Raw genomic sequence first — 14,403 nt, 5'->3', positions numbered from 1 at the left:
ATTTCAGGCCGATCTGAGCAGACAGGTTCCGCAGGCCCTCGATATGTTCAATTTCCCTACCTCAGCAGGTTTGTTTGCTGCATCCACCAACGCTTGAACGTCAGGGCTCGCACCGTAGCGGCGAACCACACCGACGAACTCTTCGACGTCGTGGCCACGCAGCTTCAGCTTGGGAGCGCCTTCTTCAGTGAAGGCTGGTTGACCGTACTTATCGGTAGCTTGAGCGATGTGGTACAGCTCGTGCTCGATAAGTGCGCAGAAGTCGGCGTCGGAGCACTGCGAGCAGTAGTCAGCAGCCAGGGTGATGATGAAGGCCGGCACATCGCCGAACCAATCACGCATCTGTTGTTCCATCCGGGCTTTCTGCCAACCACCTGCGCGGAACGCCACTTGCTCGGCCTGGCCAAGAACTGTCCGCCCCTGCTTCTCGAAGTGTGAAGACGCCCACATGATCCGGATGTCTGCATCCAGTAAATGAGCATGGTCTTCGTTGTGAATGCTTCCGGTGTCGGCAAGGATCTCGGCTTGGAGCCACTCCCACACTTCGGGAGCCGGGGTCAGGCGGGTACCGAAGTCGGAAAGATCGGACAGCTCAATCAATGACGATGGAGGGTATGGCCTGTCCATGAATCACCTTGAGCTTGAAATAGTGGCGAGTTGCCGGTATTGGTAAGGATCAATCAATGCAAGGAAGTAGTTATGTCTGAAACATTCGCCCCAATAATTGCCAACAACTCAGCCTTGAAAAGCGAAGCAAAGCGCGCTGCGGCGGTTGCTGCGGCACTAGATTTGATCCATGCATATGCAGGGAGCGGCAATCAGAAGTTCAGCCTGAGTGCTCACATGAAGATGCTCTCGACTTACGCCGACCAGATCCAGCAAGCGCTGAAGGTCAAGTAACAAACCCGTGCCGCACTCGCCTGCGGCACACCTACCCCGCCCCGCCATCCAGCAGCACATCAATCAGCTTCTGCTCACCCAGGCGCATGGCACCCAGACATTGCAAGTCGTCGCACTTGGGGCCGAGGCCGAACACAGTGACCTCACCCTTCACGCCGATCAGCGTCAAGGCGCCCACAGTGCACTCGGGATGCTCACCGGCGTCCAGGTCATCGGCGATCTTGCGCAGGGTCTTGGCGGCGTCGCGCCAATCTTCCCGCTTGAACTCAACGACTTTCATGGTCATTCGGTCACCTGCTGTAGCCACTCTTCAATGATCCGGCGCACTACTGGCTCAGTCAGGATGGCGGACGGCTTGTCTCCAGTGATCACTGAGCGCACTAGGTCACAAGGCAGAACGTGGATGGCGTCACTTGCCACCACTGTCAGGTGCGGTCGCTGGTCCGCGATGTCGTGAACATCTGCGGTCATTTGCTCACCATGATGTGGGTCTGTCCGTGCGCATGCCCATGCAAGAGAGACACGACCAGTCCTTGAGGCAGGCCCGCAGCCTTGGCAGCGTCAATCGCTTTGGCGATGGCGCTATCCAGCTCAGTAGTCGCCTGATTGATGGCAGGGCTCAGCGGTAATGCGTGATGCAGGCGGGTGATGCTGGTCATGCGCCCTCCATGGGAACGACAGTGATCTCGCCCCAGAGGGGATGGAAGTCGACATGCTCTCCATTTGATGACTTGAGAGGGTAATCCGTTACTACTGCAATGCCGACCTTCGTGTCACACCAGATCACGTGGGTTACTGGCTGGCCATCGACGAGGACCTTGCGCAGCCCACGACCGTCGTCCCAGCTGTGAATATGCTCGCCTGACTGATCGCTCATGATGCTCTCCAAGGTCGCGACACAATTTGCAGATACGCGAAACGTGTCGCGGATTCGGTTACTTGCTCTGACTGCGCTTGATCTGGGCGTCCACCTGGTCGGCGCACGTGTCGAGCAGCTTGATGGCCTGATCCTTCAGCTCCCACACATCGCCATTCAGGCGAAGGCCAGCCTCAGATTCAGCTGCGTCGATCCGCTCGCACGGGATCAGCTCGGGCGCTTCAATTCTTACTGCCTGGGTCTTTGTTACTACTGCCGGTTTTCCCGCGCAGGCCGTCAGGCAGAGGCTGAGCAGCCCAATCACGAACAGGCTTGCTGTTGCGCTTGAGATCTTCAAAGTCTTTCCTCGCCTTTTTGGCTTTGTCTTCGCTGGCCCTGATTCGCTTGTTCAGGTCTTTCAGGTAATCGGCGTTGCGCTGGGCTTCAGCGCGCAGGGTGGTGATCGTCAACTGGCTCTCGTTGTTGGCCGCGATGGCGTCCTGCTTGCCCTTGGCCTCGATCGTCACCTGACCTTCAAGTGCAATGACCTGGTAGTGCTGGATGCCCAGCAACAGGCAGGCAACGAGCGCGATGATTGCTGCGGCGGCAAAGGCCTTCATAGCGAATCCACCTTGCGACCCAAGAAGCGGGTCACCATCTCGCGAATGGCTGTCACGCCGAGGAAGCCAATGGCCCCGCCGGCTGCGACCGAAAGGTTCGATGGCCACTCCATCCAGGCGATCACGCTACTGGCTGACAGGCTCAGGCCTCCGCAGATCAGCGCCTCGAAAATGATCCGGCGCTTGCTGGTTTCTTTGGCGTCGTACAGCACGCGCAAGAGGGAGATGAGGATCGCCATAATTGCGCCCTGTAGGAGTGGATTGCTCATTGCCTCCCAGAACTTGGCCCAGCTCTCAGGTCTGTCCGGCATGATTGAGAATCCAATGGCTCCCTCTCGGGGAGATTGATAGATCCGACTCCAGCAACACTCCCAGCTCGGAGCAATGGGCGTGGTGGAGTCGAAAACGAAAAAGCCCCAGCAGATGCCGAGGCTCGAAATAGGTGTGAGGGTCTTTCCCCTCCTGTCTGCCGAAGACCTTCACTGCGTCGACGCCCCTTTGCATCGATCTCGCGATTCAGTCTCGCGCCACCCCGCAGCATTGCGAGGTCAGGGTGCGCGGGCTGCCGGTGTTGATTCCGTACGTCGCACTGTCCGGTTTATCGACGACCAGGCCTTTCCGAGGGCTGTCCTTGCTACAGGTAAAAACTGGCGACATAAAAAAACCCCAGTCGACTAAGGTCGCCTGGGGTTCTGTTGGTTGCGCTGGACTCGCGAAACCGGTGGCCTATTACATCAGCCGAATGCTAAGTGCTGGAAGGTTGTTAACGAGTAGGGCCGTTGAAGCATTTGCCACGAATGTTGCCACGGAAACACCAAATAATTTACCCATACCATTACCCCCTTTCGGTCCAGTTTGCTGAGTGTCAGAAGTGATTTTTAAAAGAACGCACCACATAATCAGAACAATAATTCCAAAAAACGCGGCCCCTCCCAACGTCAACAACTTCCCTGCACCGCCCGCTCCGAAGAGTACGAACTGGTCGTCACACCTTGATGCACACAGGAATGACAGGATGGGATTAATTTCGCTCATCCGCTCAATGATGTCAACAGGCAATCATGCAGCCCGCTCAATCAGTAATCCTTCCGCCTCCAGAATGTCGGCGGCGTGTGCCAGCGCCTCGTTGACCAGATCGTCAGCAGCGCGGCCGATGTCCTGCCGCCACCGCCGCCGAGTCGATTCCGGCGTCCCGTCGTTGTCCCACGTGCTCATGTCGTAGAAGCTGTCCTTCAGCACGATCATGTCGGCGGATCGCAAAGTGTCGCGCTTAACCTTCGCCTGACCGGCAGCCAGCGCAGCCTTCACCACGGCTTCGCGGCGCCACTCCGGAGCGTCGATCGGGATCTCGACCGATACTGACGTCACCACCTTTGGCCGCGCGCCCTTCAACTGTGGAATGGCCCACGCTGTCGTCGCCTTGAACAGGAACAGCTTCGGCGCCGGGGTGGCAATCAGGGTCTGCAACGCTGCAATTGCCTGAACCTTGCGCCCCTTGTGCGTGCTGTACTTCGCCACCAGCGCATCCCAATGGTTCTGCTCGAGCGCGCTGTGCAACCGGGCGGACACCCAGCAGTCCACTTGCGTGCGGTCTATGGTGCCGGCGCCACGCGAGCGAACCAGCGTCGCCAGATCGCCGCCCTCCTCCTCGTCGGCAGAGTTGTACAGCTTCTGCCATGCTTGCTTGCTGGTGTTGTCGATGGCCTCAGCCGCGAGGGCCGAGACAACTGCGTTCAGAACGCCTGGATAGATCATGCTGCAGCCCTCTTCAGTTCGCGGGTCTTGACTCGGTATTCGGCCTTGATGGTTTTGATTTCTTCGACGGTGTATTTGCGGGCCGGATGGGGCCCTTCGAGAAATGCGACCTGCTCGGCGCCGATGCGCAGCACCAAACGGATTCGGTACTCGACCGCGTTGCCGGACAGGTTGCGATTGCACTTCACGCACTGGCGGTGAATGTTCAGCGGCTCGAAGCGCAGCTCCGGGCAAGCGCCGACAGATCGGTAGTGACCAGCGTCCCAGCGGCTGCCGGTGATCAGGTCATGATCACTCGGACTTGAGTCGCAGCTGATGCACGGCAGGTGCGCGTCTCGCATGCGCACGTACTCGTTCACCGCGACCTGGGCTTCGCGCAGATGGTCGGCCCGACTCTTCAGCTTCTCCTTGCGGACCTTGATCTCTTTGCGCTCGATGTCGGCCAGCGCCTTGCGTGCGCGGACTTGATTGGCCGGCGCATGAGCGATGGCGCAGGCGATCTCCCCACACACCGCCTGGAAGTCGCGAGCCGGGGCGAACATGGCCTTGCATACTTTGCAGCGTTTCTTGCGACGCTCGCGCGCCTGGATGCCTCCAGACTTCAACGGCGTGGCGCGCTTCAGCTCTGTGCGTTTCATGCGTAACTCCCCAACTGATCAGCCGCGGAAAGCGCATCAGCTTCATTCTCAAAGTGCGCGGACAGCACCAACCGCCAGCAGGCGTTGAAGACGTCGCGATAAAGTGGCTCGAAGGCGGTGTCATCCATGTTTGCCCAGCTGATCGACTTGGCCTCTTTGCGGATCCCTTCAGGCGTGTGCACCAGGTGGAAATGGCCGGCCTCGATCGTCACCCACTCACGAAAGGCTTCCCGGCTCTTGTCTACTGCCGGGAAACGCTCAGCGCGAGCCGACTCAAGGCCGGTGATGTAAGCCGCAACCGCGTGCGAGAGCTGCCCCGGTTTTCCGCTTTGCGCCTCGAAAAACTTGGCCAGTCCTCGAATGCCGCGCATCTCCTGGCGCGGGATCAGGCCGCCGACTGGCTCCCAGTATTCCCACGCCAAATCGAGCATCGAGAAGAACTTGCCGTGGAACTTGCCGTTGCGCATGCGGGTGAACTTGCCATGAATGATCTGGCCTGCCTTCCACTTCTGGACGGTTTCACGGTCGGCTTCGGTGGCAGGCACCAGGCCTTGGGCGGTGCGGATAAGTGCGAGTTCAGCCATGGGATACCTCCTTGCGTTGCGCTGCTGCGATGGCCACACGGAACTTGCGCTTGCGCAGATAGGTGTCAACCCGATCCGCCTGGGCCTTCTTGAGTCGTTCGTGTTTTTGCCGGCCCTTCGCCGCATCGACGATATGGCGTACTTCGGCGAGTTTCTCGCGCAGATGAGGAGATGGCTCCGCGGTAGAACCGGTAATAAGCCCAGCGATGGCCTGGCCATCGGCGGTGACGGGCGCGATGCGCAGGTCCGCCAGGTACTGGGTTCCCGTCTGCTGGGTGATCAATTGCATACGGACTGCCGACTCAATCGCTGTGACCCGGCGCGCCGGGTCAAGCCCGAGGGAAACGCTCCAAGTGGTCGGCTTGGCTTCGGACCTGGCTGCGGATACCAGACGCTCGTAGGCGCTGTTGAAGGCCATCCGGGCACCAACAACATCTCGACGACTCAAAATCGGCTGCGCGGCAACCATCGCCTGGCGTATCTCGGCGGTCATTACGACTGTTTCGGATTCATCGCCTGCGGTAAGAGCAATCGACCACGCCTCGTCCTTCCCAGGTCGGCCATCCTTGAGCTGCACCCGCGTAAGGATCTCGACCATTGCCAGCCGGCCCTTCACTTCGTTGCGGCACGACTTCAATGCGTCACGAACGATGGCGACCGGATAAACCGACAAGTCTTCAGCCATCAAAGCGGCGGTGCCTGGACTGATCTCCTGGCCCATCGCTTCAGCAGTGGCACAGATGGCCGCCGCCAGACCTGCAACTTGGGCGTCTGACATTTCAGAGGTATTCATTGCGCTCTCCTGCCTGGCGTTTGGCCAGAACGAGCTGAGCGGCTTGCTCTGCGGCGGACAGGTTGGCTTCGGTGCGCTCCATCTGGCGGGCAGTGGCCCCGTTGATGCGCTGACCGGTTACCCACTGGGTGTGGTAGCTCTCGGCGTTGGCCAACAACTCGTTGAGGCTGTGGCACTTGCGCAGCACAGAGGCATCGCTGGTTTTCAGGAAGTGCGCGGCGACGTGGTGGGCGACATCAGCACCAAGGCGGCTGACAATCTGACCGAGCTGGCCGCCGACCTTGGCATTCCACACCGGCCAGGCGCCATAGCGCTTGCGGTAAGCCATGGCGTAATTCGCCCAAGTCTTGAAGGTCTTGCAGGTCTGGTCTTTGGGGCCTGGCATGTCGGCAGGGATTTCAACCCGTGGCGCGTCGGTGCGATCAACGACCAGCACCAACCCGCCGGATCGGCTCGGCTTGTCCGAGCCGTCCTGCAAATCCTGATTACTGGTTACCTGATTGGTACCCTGATTATTGGTACCCTGATTTGTCGGAGATTTTTCCGACCCTGAATCGGATTTTTTTCCGGCCTTGCTCGGAGATTTATCCGAGGTAGATCGGATTTTTTTCCGACCATCAAGGGCATCGGAGGTCGGATATTTTTCCGACCCATCCAGTTTGCGATTCCACTCTTTCGCCTTCTCAGTAAGGCGGATCAGCGTGATGCTGGAAGTGCTGGAAAGCTCAATCAGACCGGCATCACGCAGAGCTTTCAGTAGTCGGTAAGCGGTGTCCGGTTTATCTGTGAGCAGCGGCAGTTCGTCAACGATTTTGCTCTTGCTCAGCGCGAAGTAGATCCCGCTATCCGTCTTGATTGGATTGGCCCAGCTCGGGCTCTCGTAGACGAAGGCGAACAGCAGGGCCTGCTGAGAGTTCAGCCCCCACTCAAGCGCCTTCACCTGGTTGATCGTGACGGTGTATTGCATGTCAGGCCTTCCCGACCAGTTTGGCCAGTTCGAGGAAACGATCGACATACCAGTGTGGCTGCGTCTCGCGGGGGGATTGGGGGCTGGTGAGGTTTTTGCCGTAGGCCAGACCTTTCTCAGTCACCGACCAGAAGTCGACGTATTCCTGCTTGGAGTTACGGCGCTGCATCTCCTTGAGGAATCCATGAGCCTCCAGCAGCTTGTTAAAGGCTGGCGCCGACGTGCGCAGGTCGAAGTCTTTGATCAGCGCGGTAACGGCCTTGGTCGGCATGGAACTGCCGCCGGTGGCGTCCGGTGCTGCGTCGATGGCGTAGCCTGGGAGGAACTGCGCGTCGAGTCCGTTGTTCGCGGCGATCTTGGCGAGCATCAGCATTTGACTGGACGGTGCCGGCTTCAGAAGCCGGGTGAAACATTCCATGATTGCCAGTTCGCCGACGACCTTCGAACTGCTCGGGCCGACCACTTCGAACTTACCTGTCTTGCGCACGCTCGGAAGTACCTCACCAACAACCCATTCCTCGAAGCGCTCGGCACCTGTAAGTTTTGAGCGCATCACCAACCGGTACACATCGCGCTCAGGAATGATGGTCATGAAACCACCACCCTGTTTCGGGGTAGTGGTCGCGGCCTTGCAGTGGCGGGATACAGCGTTTTCTGGTTTGGCGTAACCCAGAGCGTCAGCAACGTCACGAGCGACGAACCACGGATCACCAAGTTGGTCAGTGATGACGCGGATGGCACCGCCGTCGAAGTCGAAAGGGATAACTGAATTGGTGCGCGACACGTTTTCGGAATTAATAAAACGTGTCGCGACATGGTTCGGGGTATTGCTTGAATTGGGTTGGCTCTGCATAATCGGCGCTCTCTAGTTTTGCGAATCAGCCGACCTTCTCCGTCGGCTTTTTTGTGTCTGAAATTCAGGCAGCCTTCAGCGACTCGCGCAGAACGTGCAGCGCGTCGATGGCTTCTTGGATGGCTTTGTCGCCCTGGGCTTTCTCGTGCTGGCTGATGTGGTTGTCGGCAGTGGCATCGAAGATCAGTCGGCCGACGTCGCCGCACTCGGCGGTCAAATGGCACAGCGCAATCATTAGCGGCTTCGCTGCCGGGCGCTCACGCGCCACCAGGTCAAACCCGAAGCGATCCGCCCAGGCCGCCAGCGGGCGGAAGTCACGAGTGAACGCCATGATCCGATCAAGCTCGGCAACGTTCATGTTGTGGCTGTCATAGTCAGGGTTGGCTTTCTGGGCTAGCAGGGTGCGAGAAGTGAAGCTCGCGCCTTCCGCGATCTTCTTGGTGCCGTGCTCGTCGACTACGTCGTAGATGGCTCTCATCAGTGATTGCATGTAACACCCCGAAAATCGTTACGTGGCTTCGAGCCACTACTTTGGAGAAACTCTGTTCATCAACTGATCAGGGACGAATCCATGACCTTCTTTTCTTCCAGTCCCGAACCAGGGACCAGCGCCAATCTTGAAATCCCTAACCGGCCCGCCCTGCTCACTCTTCGGTCCCTAATAAGGGCTGTGAATCACCGCTTTGGCGGGAAGGCAACCACGTTGCTTCCGGGTGGTGCGCTGTCGCAGATCGCTTTCTTGAGCCCTGGCATCGCCAGTCGTAAAAGCTCGGAAGCCAAGGCATCCGGGGTGATTCCGATCTCCGACGCCCATCGCGCCAGTTCTTCTGTTGCGCCCTTCCTGAGTTCAACTACTGCACTGGGCATGAATCCCCCTCTATGGCCTTCTCAGGCGCGTCTTTTCTCCAGCTCAAACGGCAGCTCTCCGAGCGTTCGCTTGACCTCAAGCGCGGCCTCGATGATTTCTCGGCTAAGCACGCTGTGTTGCAGCTTCATGTCGCGGGCAACGTCCTTTAGTTCCTGAAAGACTTCGTCATCGAGGCGCACCTTCACCTGGTGCTCGTGCCGATGCGCTTTATCGTCGTAGGCCATAGGTTCACTTCCGCTTTCGGTATGACTGGGCAGGGTTAGGCGGCTGATTTCTTTGGGATCGCCTGAGCCGGGAAGGACTTGAGCTCATGCGCTTCAAAGGTCCCGTCCTGATTGCAGGTGACTGAAATATTTCGCTCGGCCGAAATGGCCTTGCTGATTGCGGCAGGGCTGACCCCAAGAGCTTTGGCCGCAAAGGCCTGCCCTTTCGTAGCAACCAGCTCTGTAAGTGGGATCTGCTTCATTCTGGAAATCTCGAATGGTGTTTTCGAGAATGATATTAACCGCCGGTTAGTTTTCTAGCAATACCGCCGGTTGCCGCAAATTAATTAACCAACGGTTAAATTCCACGGATGACGAAAAAGAAAGAGCTTTCCCCAGAGCTGAAGGCTGAGTGCGACGCGGCGAAAGCATTATTCGTGTCGAAAAAGAACGCCCTCGGCCTCACTCAAGCAAGCCTTGCCGAAGCGGCTGATATTTCTGCTGCTGCTGTTGCGATGTATCTAAACGGCACAAATCCTTTGAACGCAAAATTTGCCACCGTGCTTTCGCGGCAGCTTGGCGTGCCGGTCGAAAAATTCAGCAAACGATTGGCAAAAGAAATCTACGGAATGACCAACGCCGTGGAGATAGCAGTCGGCTTCGGGTCTTCCGCTGCTGAAATGGTTCGCCAGATGCTGGCAAAACAAGGCAGTGGCATTCCAGAGTTTGTGCGCGACCGGCTACTGGCTGTAGCGGAGGAGACTGACAACGGGCACGTCGATAGCGGTAATGTGATCACTGGCGACTTCTCCCGACCGGGCTTGGTGGGTGATGAGGTATGGATCGCCCACTACGACATCCGCGGCGCCATGGGTGGTGGCCAGATTGCTCATGATCATCCAGAGATGTTCAAGGATGTCCGAATAAGCCCGAAGCATCTGCGCGAGCTTGGAGTTGATTTCGAAGAACACTTCCACCTGAAGATGGTTACCGGCTGGGGCCAGTCAATGGAGCCGACGATCAAGCACCGCGACCCGCTGATCGTTGACGTGAATATTCGCGAGTTCGCCGGAGATGGGATCTATCTATTTTCTTGGGACGATCACATCTACATCAAGCGGCTCCAGGTTGCCGATGAAGATCATTTTGAGATGATCTCGGACAACACTAAGCACAAAGACCGGATGATTCGTCGAGACATGACGTTCATCCAGGCCCGGGTGCTTCTGGTTTGGAACGCGCATCTCGTCTAGCCCTATAGCCCCATCAAACCGGATAGGAGTTACCTGAAAGTGAGGATCAATGATGTAGTGGTTAATCCAAGCGCTGGATTGGAATGAAAAATGCTCAGAAGCTTTAAAATAAATGATCTGCCGAATACATAACTAAAAATCCAATTCTTAAAGCTGGGGAGCAGTAGTAATTGAAAGGGAATTTTGAAAAATTCAGTATTTCTTATGATGCAGAATCCGAGGACTTGGCAAAACACAAAATAAATGCCAAAGACCTAGGTGAAGCTATCTCCGCGATGTCTGACCTCTTGAATGAAGCGACGCTCATATATACTAAAGGCGGTGCCGACTTAGAGCTCATGGTGACCACGCCAGCTAAGAAGGGTTCTATTATTGTAGACTTTCTTGTGCTAGCCAAGACCCCCGGCGCACTTGAGGTTTTGAAGTACCTTGGATTTACGACAGCAGGAGCCGCTGCTACGGTCCCCACAATTTTTCAGATCATTAAAAAACTCAAAAATCGCAAAATTTCCTCTATCACTATAGAGACTAATAAGAATACAGCAACGATCCATACAGACGATGGCGACATTCCATGTGACGCAAAGCTCGCCGAAATGGTCGGAAACAAAAAGATCAGAGATTCGCTACACAAGATAGTTCAAGCCCCCCTACATAACAAACCGCATGCTAAATTCAAGGTTCTTGACGAGCAGCACGAAGCGATCGCTGTTGTAGATGAAAATCGCATCGACGACTTCTCACCTCTCCCTAAAGGGAGTCTTGAAGAGATAACTGTTGACAACGAACATCTCAACATTAGTTTTGCTCAAGTCAATTTCGATTCGAGCAAAGGATGGAAAATAATACTACCAAACGGAGAGGAAAAATCAGCGTTGATGAAAGACGTATCTTTCCTCTCCAAGGTAAAAGCAAACCAGCAGGCGTTCAAAAAGGGAGATCTGTACGAAGCAAAACTTCGTATAACCACCACTTCTCGCCCTATAAGATCAACTATACTGTATGAGGTTATTGAAATTACCCGTCACTGGGTAAAAAAGGAAGAGCGCATTATCTGAGGTTTTGCGAATGATTTTGGATAAAGACATAGCGTTATTGTTTATGTCGTTAGGACTGATTGCAATCAGTCCCCTAATCGCCATTCTATCGAGTCGAATTTCTAAATATTTACTTGATAAATATGTTGCCGACAAGATATTAATAATAACTTATACGACGAACGGCGTTATAGATTCAAGAGTAACCATCAAGACAAAAACCGACGGCTCTACTGCTGCAAAAATAAAACGATACTGGGAGAGTACCAATGAGTGACAAAATTGGATCTCCAGAAAAAATAGGAAAGCCACTTAGCGTCGGAGGCATTACAACCCTTCTTATAGGTATTTGTGCATACCTGCCCAAAGAGTGGCAGCAGATAGCGATTCTCCTTTCAAGTTTTATTTCTCCAATAATAATTCACGTCGCTTTTTTAGTGCTTGTAAGGGTGTCAGTCGACCCCGAACTGACCCAATATTTAGGCTCGCTAAATAGAGATTTAAAAAACCAGCGTAAGCAGATGAAATCCGTAGATCCTAACAGCGAAGTATTCAAAAAACTGAAAGAACGCGAGGAAACAACTGTGCTTTTGTTGGCGACGGCTCATCAAGATCACTCATCAGGAAAGCTATCGCTAAAGGCTGTTCCGCGTCTTGAGGGAAATTAGGGCGAACTGAAAGTCAATATCTCCAGACTGGGAGTCAATGAAAAAGCCCGCCTCTGCGCGGGCTTTTTGTTGCCCGTCAGAAAGGAGCTGGCTCTTCAATAGGCTCTACAACCTCCACCGGCCGATCTTCATCGGCGCTTGCCTCCCATCGAAGCGTCACCGACTCGTCTTCGTTGAATGTCATGTCTATGCCGTCCGTTTCGGACAGCAGTCCCATCACCTCCTTCCACTCTCGTTCACCGTCAGTGTCCAGGCGGTGGATCGTCACCCAGCGCTGAACCTGCGCAACCGGGTGATTAATCATCGAAGAGACTCGCAGTCCGAGCCTCTCAATCCCGCTCATCTCCTGCCGCTCTGCCTGCTTTTCATGTTTTTTCGCCTTCGCCATCTCGCCCCCACAGATACTGGATATACATACAGCATTAGCGAAAGCATACGCCACCGGAGCGAAAAATAAATTAACCGGCGGTATTGACCAATACATAAACCGGCGGTTAACTTGCATCCATCGCAACCCAGTCCCCACATCGGGACCGGAAGTCGAGACAGAAAAGAATCACCCAGAACCCGCTCTTTAGCTCCACCGCTTCACCTTGCCGGATCACCACCGGCCCAGATTCAAAGGCAGCGATGAACCGGCCTCAACGGTTCAGAGGGTTGGCAACTGACCCGGGCGTGCAGCGTAAAACGCCAAGAACAGTTATCCAGCGGGAGAACAAGCCGAAAGGCCCGCGGCTGGAAGAACAATTTGGGATAGGCCAGTGACCGACGCCAGTAGCGGGTCACGGCGGAAAGCATCACTGGAGCGCCTTGGCAACAGGGCGTTCTGGGATGACAACCAAGAGGTACTTGATATGCCGAAGCAGGCCTATGAGTGCGGAAGCTGCAACGACGTGCACAACACGCACTACGCCGCCGAGCAGTGCTGTCAGCCAGAAGTGAGCGAAGTTTGGCTGTGCGATACCTGCGAAGAGGCGCATGACGAGAAAGACGATGCGGAGAAATGCTGTGTCGGCAAGGTTAAGGCGCGCGGCATTGAAACAGTTCGCTGCCCGGCCTGCTTCCGGGATCAGGAATTGGCGCAGCACGCCATTGAGATTGAAGTTGCCGGCCACTGCTCTGAGTGCAATCCGCACTACTCGGTAGACGACACATTCAAGATTGGCGACCTGGTAGATCAGCAAATTGCTGAGAACCTTGAACACTCGCTTTGACAACCAGCGCCACGACAGCCTGTCGTTAACTGCCCGAACGCCTGGTACTCCCCAGCACCAGGCCGCATCGGAGAGTGATCGAAGCGTGCCCAAGCGGGCTGCAGCGCTAGGATCGCAAAGACCCGTGAATGTCCTGAGCCGGTATGAGCGAGACGGCCAACACTATAAACGCGGCGGGAACCAAGCAGGGGTAGCGCCCTGGTGTTTCGATCACTCTCCGATGCGGACGAAACTGCGGCCTATAACCGCCCACCTGCGTCACCATCGTCCAGTTGGCCAGGTCGTTTATCGCGACGTCAACGCTGGAGCCGGACAGCGTTACCGGCAACCCCTTCCCCTCCGACACCACCCGCATGCACTCCCCTCCGCGCCCAACGGCAACCAGCGGAACGGATGAGTGCAGCCGAGTTTTGTTGGTTCTCACATCAAACGGAGATTGCCATGCACCCCAGCATCCAGATCGGAAACGAAGTGCGCGCAGCGCTGCGTATTCGCTCACGCATCGCCACAGAATACCTCTACGAGCTGATTGGCCGGCCGGTTCCGGTCACGAAGCCTCGCTTCATCGTGAAGCCGGTGGGCGTTGCTTTCTTTCATGTCGTGGACAGCCGCACCGGCAAGGCCCGTGGCTTTCGTCGCGATCACAACGAGGCCTGCGCCCTAGCACGCCGACTGGAACAGCAGGAATAGACCATGACTGATTTTCTCGAAACGGTCGAAGGGCCGGACTGGCTCCACGATGCAATCAATGCACTCATCTGTGGCGACAACGTTACCGCACCGCGTGCTCACGGCAAGTCAGTCGCACTGGTCACTCCGCAGTCGCTGTGGGAAGCGTTGGCCGAGCACCTGGATGCGCAAGAACACATCGCCCCGCTACTCACCGACAATCGCGAGTATCCGATTGAACGCCTACTGTGCGAGATCGTCGCCGATGGGCGCCGGGTTCATGGCGTTGCTTATGACTTGGCAATTGAAGCGTTGGGCCAGCCTAAAAGCACTCGCGCCACGGCCCTGCACGATGTCGCCGAAGCACTGATCCGGCCGCACGCCAACGAATACGGTCGGGCTCGCGCCGAAGAACTGGCAGCAGACCGCGCCGCCGAACTTACGGAGCAACGGAAGGCGGACGCGGCATGACACCCAGCCAACGAACCCGCCGCATCGTCTTCTGGCGCAGCTCGTTCTTGACGC

General features: G+C 56.2%; 23 protein-coding genes. 7 read left to right on the top strand and 16 right to left on the bottom strand.

The genetic code is table 11. The features are described from left to right. Positions 1 to 3: 3 nt before the first annotated feature. Positions 4 to 627, bottom strand: coding sequence for a putative metallopeptidase (locus ASC74_RS07870; protein ID WP_056740634.1), 624 nt, complete (start codon positions 625 to 627; stop codon positions 4 to 6). Between the two features lie 72 nt (positions 628 to 699). Here ASC74_RS07870 and ASC74_RS07865 point away from each other — a divergent pair, with 72 nt between their 5' ends. Further along, the gene (locus tag ASC74_RS07865; RefSeq protein WP_056740633.1) at positions 700 to 900 is read left to right on the top strand and encodes a hypothetical protein; all 201 of its coding nucleotides are present in this window, start codon (positions 700 to 702) and stop codon (positions 898 to 900) included. Positions 901 to 931: 31 nt separating this feature from the next. Here ASC74_RS07865 and ASC74_RS07860 read toward each other — a convergent pair whose 3' ends face one another. The 14 genes from ASC74_RS07860 to ASC74_RS07775 all read right to left on the bottom strand — a co-directional run bounded on the left by ASC74_RS07860 (position 932) and on the right by ASC74_RS07775 (position 9,300). Then, positions 932 to 1,186, bottom strand: a complete 255-nt coding sequence (locus ASC74_RS07860; RefSeq protein ID WP_056740632.1) for a hypothetical protein — start codon at positions 1,184 to 1,186, stop codon at positions 932 to 934. A 181-nt stretch (positions 1,187 to 1,367) separates the two neighbouring features. Next, positions 1,368 to 1,559: a hypothetical protein gene (locus ASC74_RS07850; RefSeq protein ID WP_056740630.1), complete on the bottom strand. Its 192-nt coding sequence runs from the start codon at positions 1,557 to 1,559 to the stop codon at positions 1,368 to 1,370. Further along, entirely contained in the window at positions 1,556 to 1,777 is a 222-nt protein-coding gene (locus ASC74_RS07845; protein ID WP_056740629.1) for a hypothetical protein, read from the bottom strand. Before ASC74_RS07845 ends, ASC74_RS07850 begins: the two co-directional genes overlap by 4 nt. Before the next feature lie 221 nt (positions 1,778 to 1,998). Beyond that, entirely contained in the window at positions 1,999 to 2,376 is a 378-nt protein-coding gene (locus ASC74_RS07835; RefSeq protein WP_056740625.1) for a hypothetical protein, read from the bottom strand. Continuing rightward, positions 2,373 to 2,687, bottom strand: coding sequence for a phage holin, lambda family (locus ASC74_RS07830; protein WP_046047667.1), 315 nt, complete (start codon positions 2,685 to 2,687; stop codon positions 2,373 to 2,375). Before ASC74_RS07830 ends, ASC74_RS07835 begins: the two co-directional genes overlap by 4 nt. 748 nt (positions 2,688 to 3,435) lie before the next feature. Continuing rightward, on the bottom strand, positions 3,436 to 4,131 hold the full coding sequence (locus tag ASC74_RS07820) for a hypothetical protein (protein WP_056740621.1): 696 nt from the start codon (positions 4,129 to 4,131) through the stop codon (positions 3,436 to 3,438). After that, positions 4,128 to 4,769 (bottom strand): recombination protein NinG, encoded by a 642-nt coding sequence (locus ASC74_RS07815; protein ID WP_056740616.1) that lies wholly within the window; start codon positions 4,767 to 4,769, stop codon positions 4,128 to 4,130. The genes ASC74_RS07820 and ASC74_RS07815 overlap by 4 nt, the downstream gene beginning before the upstream one ends. Beyond that, a complete protein-coding gene (locus ASC74_RS07810) occupies positions 4,766 to 5,353 on the bottom strand; it encodes a DUF1367 family protein (protein ID WP_048392606.1) in 588 nt (195 codons plus the stop codon). Before ASC74_RS07810 ends, ASC74_RS07815 begins: the two co-directional genes overlap by 4 nt. After that, a complete protein-coding gene (locus ASC74_RS07805; RefSeq protein WP_056740615.1) occupies positions 5,346 to 6,146 on the bottom strand; it encodes a hypothetical protein in 801 nt (266 codons plus the stop codon). The genes ASC74_RS07810 and ASC74_RS07805 overlap by 8 nt, the downstream gene beginning before the upstream one ends. Continuing rightward, positions 6,133 to 7,113: a hypothetical protein gene (locus tag ASC74_RS07800; RefSeq protein WP_056740614.1), complete on the bottom strand. Its 981-nt coding sequence runs from the start codon at positions 7,111 to 7,113 to the stop codon at positions 6,133 to 6,135. The genes ASC74_RS07805 and ASC74_RS07800 overlap by 14 nt, the downstream gene beginning before the upstream one ends. Position 7,114: 1 nt before the next feature. Next, positions 7,115 to 7,966 carry a BRO-N domain-containing protein gene (locus tag ASC74_RS07795; RefSeq protein WP_056740610.1) on the bottom strand — a complete coding sequence of 284 codons (852 nt, stop codon included), beginning with the start codon at positions 7,964 to 7,966 and terminating at the stop codon, positions 7,115 to 7,117. Positions 7,967 to 8,030: 64 nt separating this feature from the next. Beyond that, positions 8,031 to 8,456, bottom strand: a complete 426-nt coding sequence (locus ASC74_RS07790) for a phage regulatory CII family protein (RefSeq protein WP_056740608.1) — start codon at positions 8,454 to 8,456, stop codon at positions 8,031 to 8,033. 398 nt (positions 8,457 to 8,854) lie between these two features. After that, positions 8,855 to 9,058 (bottom strand): hypothetical protein, encoded by a 204-nt coding sequence (locus ASC74_RS07780; RefSeq protein ID WP_020799051.1) that lies wholly within the window; start codon positions 9,056 to 9,058, stop codon positions 8,855 to 8,857. Positions 9,059 to 9,093: 35 nt separating this feature from the next. Beyond that, a complete protein-coding gene (locus ASC74_RS07775) occupies positions 9,094 to 9,300 on the bottom strand; it encodes a Cro/CI family transcriptional regulator (RefSeq protein ID WP_056740604.1) in 207 nt (68 codons plus the stop codon). Between the two features lie 108 nt (positions 9,301 to 9,408). Between ASC74_RS07775 and ASC74_RS07770 the strand changes: the two genes are divergently transcribed. The 3 genes from ASC74_RS07770 to ASC74_RS07755 all read left to right on the top strand — a co-directional run bounded on the left by ASC74_RS07770 (position 9,409) and on the right by ASC74_RS07755 (position 11,995). After that, positions 9,409 to 10,290, top strand: a complete 882-nt coding sequence (locus tag ASC74_RS07770) for a S24 family peptidase (protein WP_056740602.1) — start codon at positions 9,409 to 9,411, stop codon at positions 10,288 to 10,290. Positions 10,291 to 10,460: 170 nt separating this feature from the next. Then, positions 10,461 to 11,348: a hypothetical protein gene (locus tag ASC74_RS07765; RefSeq protein WP_056740600.1), complete on the top strand. Its 888-nt coding sequence runs from the start codon at positions 10,461 to 10,463 to the stop codon at positions 11,346 to 11,348. Positions 11,349 to 11,596: 248 nt separating this feature from the next. Beyond that, positions 11,597 to 11,995: a hypothetical protein gene (locus ASC74_RS07755; protein ID WP_056740591.1), complete on the top strand. Its 399-nt coding sequence runs from the start codon at positions 11,597 to 11,599 to the stop codon at positions 11,993 to 11,995. 76 nt (positions 11,996 to 12,071) lie between these two features. Here the strand turns inward: ASC74_RS07755 and ASC74_RS07750 are convergent, their stop codons facing one another. Beyond that, positions 12,072 to 12,383 (bottom strand): DUF1654 domain-containing protein, encoded by a 312-nt coding sequence (locus ASC74_RS07750; protein ID WP_056740737.1) that lies wholly within the window; start codon positions 12,381 to 12,383, stop codon positions 12,072 to 12,074. 373 nt (positions 12,384 to 12,756) lie between these two features. On the opposite strand from ASC74_RS07750, the gene ASC74_RS07745 reads away from it, so the two are divergent. From ASC74_RS07745 to ASC74_RS07730, 3 genes are all read left to right on the top strand, one after another. Further along, the gene (locus tag ASC74_RS07745; RefSeq protein WP_156400801.1) at positions 12,757 to 13,209 is read left to right on the top strand and encodes a hypothetical protein; all 453 of its coding nucleotides are present in this window, start codon (positions 12,757 to 12,759) and stop codon (positions 13,207 to 13,209) included. 441 nt (positions 13,210 to 13,650) lie between these two features. Then, a complete protein-coding gene (locus ASC74_RS07735) occupies positions 13,651 to 13,899 on the top strand; it encodes a hypothetical protein (protein WP_056740585.1) in 249 nt (82 codons plus the stop codon). A gap of 3 nt (positions 13,900 to 13,902) precedes the next feature. Next, a complete protein-coding gene (locus ASC74_RS07730) occupies positions 13,903 to 14,349 on the top strand; it encodes a hypothetical protein (RefSeq protein ID WP_056740583.1) in 447 nt (148 codons plus the stop codon). Positions 14,350 to 14,403: the final 54 nt, after the last annotated feature.

This window comes from Pseudomonas sp. Root329 (genome assembly GCF_001424925.1).
GTDB classification, from domain to species: domain Bacteria; phylum Pseudomonadota; class Gammaproteobacteria; order Pseudomonadales; family Pseudomonadaceae; genus Aquipseudomonas; species Aquipseudomonas arabinosi.
This window is presented reverse-complemented; position numbering and strand designations above follow the sequence as displayed.

Excerpts from the sequence above, each read along its gene's own strand:
- ASC74_RS07870 (WP_056740634.1), bottom strand. The coding sequence starts at position 627 with ATGGACAGGCCATACCCTCCATCGTCATTGATTGAGCTGTCCGATCTT.
- ASC74_RS07865 (WP_056740633.1), top strand. The coding sequence starts at position 700 with ATGTCTGAAACATTCGCCCCAATAATTGCCAACAACTCAGCCTTGAAA.
- ASC74_RS07860 (WP_056740632.1), bottom strand. The coding sequence starts at position 1,186 with ATGACCATGAAAGTCGTTGAGTTCAAGCGGGAAGATTGGCGCGACGCC.
- ASC74_RS07850 (WP_056740630.1), bottom strand. The coding sequence starts at position 1,559 with ATGACCAGCATCACCCGCCTGCATCACGCATTACCGCTGAGCCCTGCC.
- ASC74_RS07845 (WP_056740629.1), bottom strand. The coding sequence starts at position 1,777 with ATGAGCGATCAGTCAGGCGAGCATATTCACAGCTGGGACGACGGTCGT.
- ASC74_RS07835 (WP_056740625.1), bottom strand. The coding sequence starts at position 2,376 with ATGAAGGCCTTTGCCGCCGCAGCAATCATCGCGCTCGTTGCCTGCCTG.
- ASC74_RS07830 (WP_046047667.1), bottom strand. The coding sequence starts at position 2,687 with ATGCCGGACAGACCTGAGAGCTGGGCCAAGTTCTGGGAGGCAATGAGC.
- ASC74_RS07820 (WP_056740621.1), bottom strand. The coding sequence starts at position 4,131 with ATGATCTATCCAGGCGTTCTGAACGCAGTTGTCTCGGCCCTCGCGGCT.
- ASC74_RS07815 (WP_056740616.1), bottom strand. The coding sequence starts at position 4,769 with ATGAAACGCACAGAGCTGAAGCGCGCCACGCCGTTGAAGTCTGGAGGC.
- ASC74_RS07810 (WP_048392606.1), bottom strand. The coding sequence starts at position 5,353 with ATGGCTGAACTCGCACTTATCCGCACCGCCCAAGGCCTGGTGCCTGCC.
- ASC74_RS07805 (WP_056740615.1), bottom strand. The coding sequence starts at position 6,146 with ATGAATACCTCTGAAATGTCAGACGCCCAAGTTGCAGGTCTGGCGGCG.
- ASC74_RS07800 (WP_056740614.1), bottom strand. The coding sequence starts at position 7,113 with ATGCAATACACCGTCACGATCAACCAGGTGAAGGCGCTTGAGTGGGGG.
- ASC74_RS07795 (WP_056740610.1), bottom strand. The coding sequence starts at position 7,966 with ATGCAGAGCCAACCCAATTCAAGCAATACCCCGAACCATGTCGCGACA.
- ASC74_RS07790 (WP_056740608.1), bottom strand. The coding sequence starts at position 8,456 with ATGCAATCACTGATGAGAGCCATCTACGACGTAGTCGACGAGCACGGC.
- ASC74_RS07780 (WP_020799051.1), bottom strand. The coding sequence starts at position 9,058 with ATGGCCTACGACGATAAAGCGCATCGGCACGAGCACCAGGTGAAGGTG.
- ASC74_RS07775 (WP_056740604.1), bottom strand. The coding sequence starts at position 9,300 with ATGAAGCAGATCCCACTTACAGAGCTGGTTGCTACGAAAGGGCAGGCC.
- ASC74_RS07770 (WP_056740602.1), top strand. The coding sequence starts at position 9,409 with ATGACGAAAAAGAAAGAGCTTTCCCCAGAGCTGAAGGCTGAGTGCGAC.
- ASC74_RS07755 (WP_056740591.1), top strand. The coding sequence starts at position 11,597 with ATGAGTGACAAAATTGGATCTCCAGAAAAAATAGGAAAGCCACTTAGC.
- ASC74_RS07750 (WP_056740737.1), bottom strand. The coding sequence starts at position 12,383 with ATGGCGAAGGCGAAAAAACATGAAAAGCAGGCAGAGCGGCAGGAGATG.
- ASC74_RS07735 (WP_056740585.1), top strand. The coding sequence starts at position 13,651 with ATGCACCCCAGCATCCAGATCGGAAACGAAGTGCGCGCAGCGCTGCGT.
- ASC74_RS07730 (WP_056740583.1), top strand. The coding sequence starts at position 13,903 with ATGACTGATTTTCTCGAAACGGTCGAAGGGCCGGACTGGCTCCACGAT.